This window comes from Thalassospira profundimaris, assembly GCF_003326755.1.
In the GTDB taxonomy this organism is placed as follows: domain Bacteria; phylum Pseudomonadota; class Alphaproteobacteria; order Rhodospirillales; family Thalassospiraceae; genus Thalassospira; species Thalassospira profundimaris_B.
Genome location: NZ_JPWH01000056.1, coordinates 1 through 4,499, shown reverse-complemented (window position 1 = coordinate 4,499; position 4,499 = coordinate 1). Strand labels below are relative to the sequence as shown.

Here is a 4,499-nt window from a genome sequence, read left to right as displayed (position 1 = left end):
CTGTCGGGCTCACCAATAAACCCCTGAAACCGCATGGTTTCGGGGGTTTATTTTTGCCTGTTCGTGCCCAGCGATAAAGCTGGTTTCCGGCGAATTTATCACAAGCCTAAAATACCCGGCATTCCTGATATGCGATTAATCCCCAGACCCGCCATTGGGCATCGTTTTGGGCCGGGACGGGCAACAAAAACGGCTATCCCGTTCAGAATGACAATAGTTAAGATTGCATCGCAGAATCAATTGCAGTAAAAAGTGCAAATCATTTTCAATAGCGTAAGCGCAATGCAGCTATTGCAGGTTTTGATCAGGATTGGAAGTCCCATGCCAGACAATATCGTTCCCGCCGCTACAGATAGTGCGCAATCTGCCACGACCCATGTTGCCGGAACCACGGATGCACTTGCCCAGGCCGCTTCTACCGTAGACCCGGGCGCACCCGGGGAAGCGACCCAGGGTGTTGCCGATGGCATGTCCGGTGCGGGCCACATGGTGGATGGTGCGATGCAAACAGGTACAACCGTTGCCCATTCGGGGTGGGTGCCAGACGCCATTGCGACTTTGCCGGTTTTCGATCTGGTGGATCGTGCCGGGGCGGTCGGCTGGATTTTGGCGGCAATGGCTGTGATTGGCCTGGTTCTGTTCTTTTATAAAATGGTGGGTTTTATTCGCCGGGGCCTGTTTGCCGATGGTTTCGTGCCTGAACTGGAACAACACCTTGTTGCCGGTGATGACGAGCAGGCGCTCAACCTGCTGAAACGTCGCCGCCATCCGGCTGCCGGAATTGGTTGCCTGGGCATGTCTTTGCCGGTAGGCGATGCCGATAGTCGTGAATCGGCATCGGATTTGATTGCCTCACGCGCACACAAGGAAATTGACAGCCTGAATGGTGGTTTGCGCCTGATGTCGGCCATTGCTGTTCTAAGTCCGCTTCTGGGGCTGCTGGGGACAGTCATGGGCATGATCAATGCTTTCCAGCAAATGGAGGGGGCCGGCAGCCGTATTGATCCGTCGGTTCTGTCTGGCGGGATCTGGCTGGCCTTGCTGACAACCGCCATCGGGCTGGTGGTTGCCATTCCTGCGACGGCCCTTCACATGTGGATGCAGGGCCTGGTAAATCGTGCGGCCGCCGTGACAGAGGAAGTCTGCACCCTGATTGTCAATCGTGGCGAGCTTTCCGGTCGGGATACTTATACAACGGCGAATATCACCCGTCTGCGTCAGGCAGCGGAATAAAGCCGATGCAGCTTCGTTCCCGCTATCGCAATGCGTCGCCGGTCATTGGGCTGACGCCACTGATTGATGTGGTGTTTATCCTGCTGGTGTTTTTCATGCTGGCATCTAGCTTTTTGGATTGGCGTGGCTATGAAATGTCTGTCACCGTCCAGGACAAAACATCCTCCCGGACATCCGACACCCGCCCGGCCACTGTCCGTATTAACGGCAATGGCGCGATAACGCTGAATGGCGAGGGTATTCCGCTCGACAAACTGGCTGCCCGTCTTATCCGTGACCATGCTGGTGCCCCTGTGCATTTGCAGCCGGTAAACGGTGCCAAATTGCAAAGCCTGGTTCATGTGATGGATGTTCTGGGGCGCGATGGCATCAAGAATGTGGATTTGATCGAAGAATGAAACGTCGCATTCAAATCACCGATGATACGATGGCCCAGGAGCCGATGTTGCCCCTGATCAATATCGTTTTCCTGCTGCTGATTTTTTTCATGATTGCGGGCAGTTTGCAAAAGCTGGGGCCGTTTGATGTTGATCCGCCCTCAAGTGCGGATGCCATGCAGCGGGACGATGAAACGGTTGTTCTGTGGGTCGATAAATCCGGAAAAATGGGCGTTGATGACAGGCAGGGCGCATTAAATGATATTGCCGGTTTGCTGCCCGAAGGATTTGCACAACATCCGATCGAAATTCGTGCCGATCGGAATGTGGATGGCCAGATGATTGTGGCATTGCTGAAACGCTTGCAGGAACTGCATGTGGATAAGGTGCAACTGATGACCGCCGTCGAAGCACAGAATTAACGGAATTCAGATGTCGAAGCGAACGGACTTTCTTATTGCCACAGCACTGACTGGTGCGGTCCTGGCAGGGGGTGTTGTCCTGGCAACCCCGGCACCACAACCATCAGGCTGGGGGGGCATGGGCGCTGTGCAAAGTGTCAGTATTTCGCTGGGCGCAGGGCAGGCCACCAGTGGTGAAGAGAGCGAACCCGAAGAAAGTGCCAGTTCTGACGTTGATAGTCGTCAGGGCGTGGAACAAGCTGAACCGGAACCTGAAACACGCGAGCCCGAAATTGAACCGGAACCCGAGCCCGAGCCCGAGCCGGAACTTGTACCGGAACCTGAAGCAGAGCCCGAACCGGTTATAGAGCCCGAGCCTGAGCCCGAGGTTATTCCCGAGCCGGAACCGGAACCAGAACCGCTTGCCGATGTAAAGCCGGAACCGCAGCCAGAACCTGAACCTGTCAAGAAGCCGGAAGTAAAGCCAGAGCCAAAACCTGAGCCAAAACCGGCACTGGCCGAGATTGTTCCGCCCAAGGTAAAACCAAAGCCGCCAGCTAAACCAAAGCCGAAGCCAGAACCAAAAGCCAAGCCTGCCCCGGTCGAACCGAAGGCAGCGGCCAAGCCGGTTGAGAGGCCCCGTCCGACAGAAGGAAGCACTTTTAACGCGCAAAAGTCCAATGGGACGACGGGCACCAAAACCCGTAGCCAGGCCGCCAGTGCCGCGTCAGGCAGCGGGGGCGGGCCGGCCCTGAGCCAGGCAAAGTTCATTGATTATCAGTCGTCCGTTGTGCAGACGATCATGCGATATCAGGAATATCCGGCTGCCGCGCGCAGGCGCGGGATCGAAGGGCGCAATACCGTGATGCTGGTGATTGAACGTGATGGCACGGTTTCGACCATCAAACTGGTGGAGGGAAGTGGAAACCGTCTGCTGGATCGGGCTACCGAGAAACTGATTGAACGGATTAAGCGGTTTCCGCCATTCCCCGATGATATGGATACGCCGCGTGTATCTTTTCAGGTGCCGCTGATTTACGATTTGCGCTAGAGGCTTTATGCGGGTCATGCCACACCAAAAAGCCCATACAGATGAACTGTATGGGCTGATAGGGGAAGACCAATGTATATCCGTCGGGATTAGAAAGGGTTTAGCCCGCAGAAAGCCGTTTCAGGAAACTGTCAACATCCTGTTGCAGGGCGTCAGCATGGCTTTGCAGCGCCCGGGAGACGGACAGAACCTCTCCGGCGACAGATCCTGTATGATCCGCTGTCGTGCCAACATTGCCCAGGCTGGTATTGACGTTTTTATTGGCGCTTGAAACCGTATAGATGTTTTTGCTGATTTCACCGGTGGCAGCAGCCTGCTGCTCGACGGCGGCGGCGATGGCGGCAACCGCTTCGACAATTTTGGCGATCTGCCCGGTCACACCCTGAATGGCATCAACCGCGCGATGGGTTGTTTCCTGCACCGCGTTGATCTGGGCAGTAATATCGCCGGTTGCCTTTGCGGTTTGGTTGGCAAGGTTTTTAACCTCGCTTGCAACCACGGCAAAGCCCTTGCCGGCATCGCCTGCGCGGGCAGCCTCGATCGTGGCGTTGAGTGCCAGAAGGTTGGTCTGGCTGGCGATTTTGTCGATCAGGTCAACAACCGTGCCAATTTCCTGTGCGGTCGCATCAAGAATGCCAATGGTGTCGGATGTGGATTTGACAGCACCTTCAACATCCTGGGAGATGTTCGATGCCCGGCTGACCTGGGATGAAATTTCGCGGATGGACCCGTCAAGTTCTTCGGCCGCACCGGCCACCGTTGATGCGTTTTCTGCCGACGTTTTGGCAGCCCCCTGGGCTTCACTGGTTTGATTGCGGGTTTTTTCCACGCTGTCAACCAGGGCTTCTGCCGCATTTGACATGTCGTTGGCACTACCGGCCAGCGCGGTAACAACCTTGGAAATCGTGGTCTGGAAATCGTCCGACATTGTTGTAAGACGGCGATTATAGGTGTTGCGCGTTTCCTCGTAATAGATGGTGATGGCAAGTTCCATATCGATGATGACAGCCGTAGACGCCGCCGCAATCATTTCGCCAACTTCGCGGCGTTTGCGAAAGGTCTGGTGCAGGATTGATGTCATCATGCCCAGAATATAGTTGTAGCCCGAAACATAGGCTTCTGGTGTCAGGCCGATTTTTTCGTGCGCCATGCCGATGCGACGCACTTCTTCATAATATTGATCGTCAAAATGGCCTTTGAACAGGGTTTTCCAGTGATTGGTCTGTGCCCGTTTCAGTCCCTCGATACGACCGGGATCGCCAATAATTTTGGCAAGATCTGAACGGCTCATAACCTTTTTATAAAAATCATCAAGCATATCTGGCAGGTTCTTTTCGATAACCGGCCAAATTTCCCGCAGAAAACTGCGCTTTTTATCGTTGAAATCAACGAAAGCAATACGACGATCTAGGCTCAGGACCTATTAATTTTCGCTCC

The 4,499-nt window shown here is 54.7% G+C and carries 5 protein-coding genes; 4 read left to right on the top strand and 1 reads right to left on the bottom strand.

Annotated elements, in window-relative coordinates:
* The first annotated feature begins 321 nt into the window (after positions 1-321).
* Genes TH25_RS24430 through TH25_RS24415 form a run of 4 tightly spaced genes read left to right on the top strand, consistent with a single transcriptional unit; the run spans position 322 to position 3,062 of the window.
* Positions 322-1,233, top strand: coding sequence for a MotA/TolQ/ExbB proton channel family protein (locus tag TH25_RS24430; RefSeq protein WP_114090843.1), 912 nt, complete (start codon positions 322-324; stop codon positions 1,231-1,233).
* A gap of 5 nt (positions 1,234-1,238) precedes the next feature.
* Entirely contained in the window at positions 1,239-1,631 is a 393-nt protein-coding gene (locus tag TH25_RS24425) for an ExbD/TolR family protein (protein ID WP_114090842.1), read from the top strand.
* Entirely contained in the window at positions 1,628-2,032 is a 405-nt protein-coding gene (locus tag TH25_RS24420) for an ExbD/TolR family protein (RefSeq protein ID WP_114090841.1), read from the top strand. Before TH25_RS24425 ends, TH25_RS24420 begins: the two co-directional genes overlap by 4 nt.
* A 10-nt stretch (positions 2,033-2,042) precedes the next feature.
* Positions 2,043-3,062: an energy transducer TonB gene (locus TH25_RS24415; protein WP_114090840.1), complete on the top strand. Its 1,020-nt coding sequence runs from the start codon at positions 2,043-2,045 to the stop codon at positions 3,060-3,062.
* Positions 3,063-3,162: 100 nt separating this feature from the next.
* On the opposite strand, the gene TH25_RS24410 is transcribed toward TH25_RS24415, so the two are convergent.
* Positions 3,163-4,461, bottom strand: coding sequence for a protoglobin domain-containing protein (locus tag TH25_RS24410; protein ID WP_404969436.1), 1,299 nt, complete (start codon positions 4,459-4,461; stop codon positions 3,163-3,165).
* Between the last annotated feature and the right edge of the window lie 38 nt (positions 4,462-4,499).

Excerpts from the sequence above, each read along its gene's own strand:
- TH25_RS24430 (WP_114090843.1), top strand. The coding sequence starts at position 322 with ATGCCAGACAATATCGTTCCCGCCGCTACAGATAGTGCGCAATCTGCC.
- TH25_RS24425 (WP_114090842.1), top strand. The coding sequence starts at position 1,239 with ATGCAGCTTCGTTCCCGCTATCGCAATGCGTCGCCGGTCATTGGGCTG.
- TH25_RS24420 (WP_114090841.1), top strand. The coding sequence starts at position 1,628 with ATGAAACGTCGCATTCAAATCACCGATGATACGATGGCCCAGGAGCCG.
- TH25_RS24415 (WP_114090840.1), top strand. The coding sequence starts at position 2,043 with ATGTCGAAGCGAACGGACTTTCTTATTGCCACAGCACTGACTGGTGCG.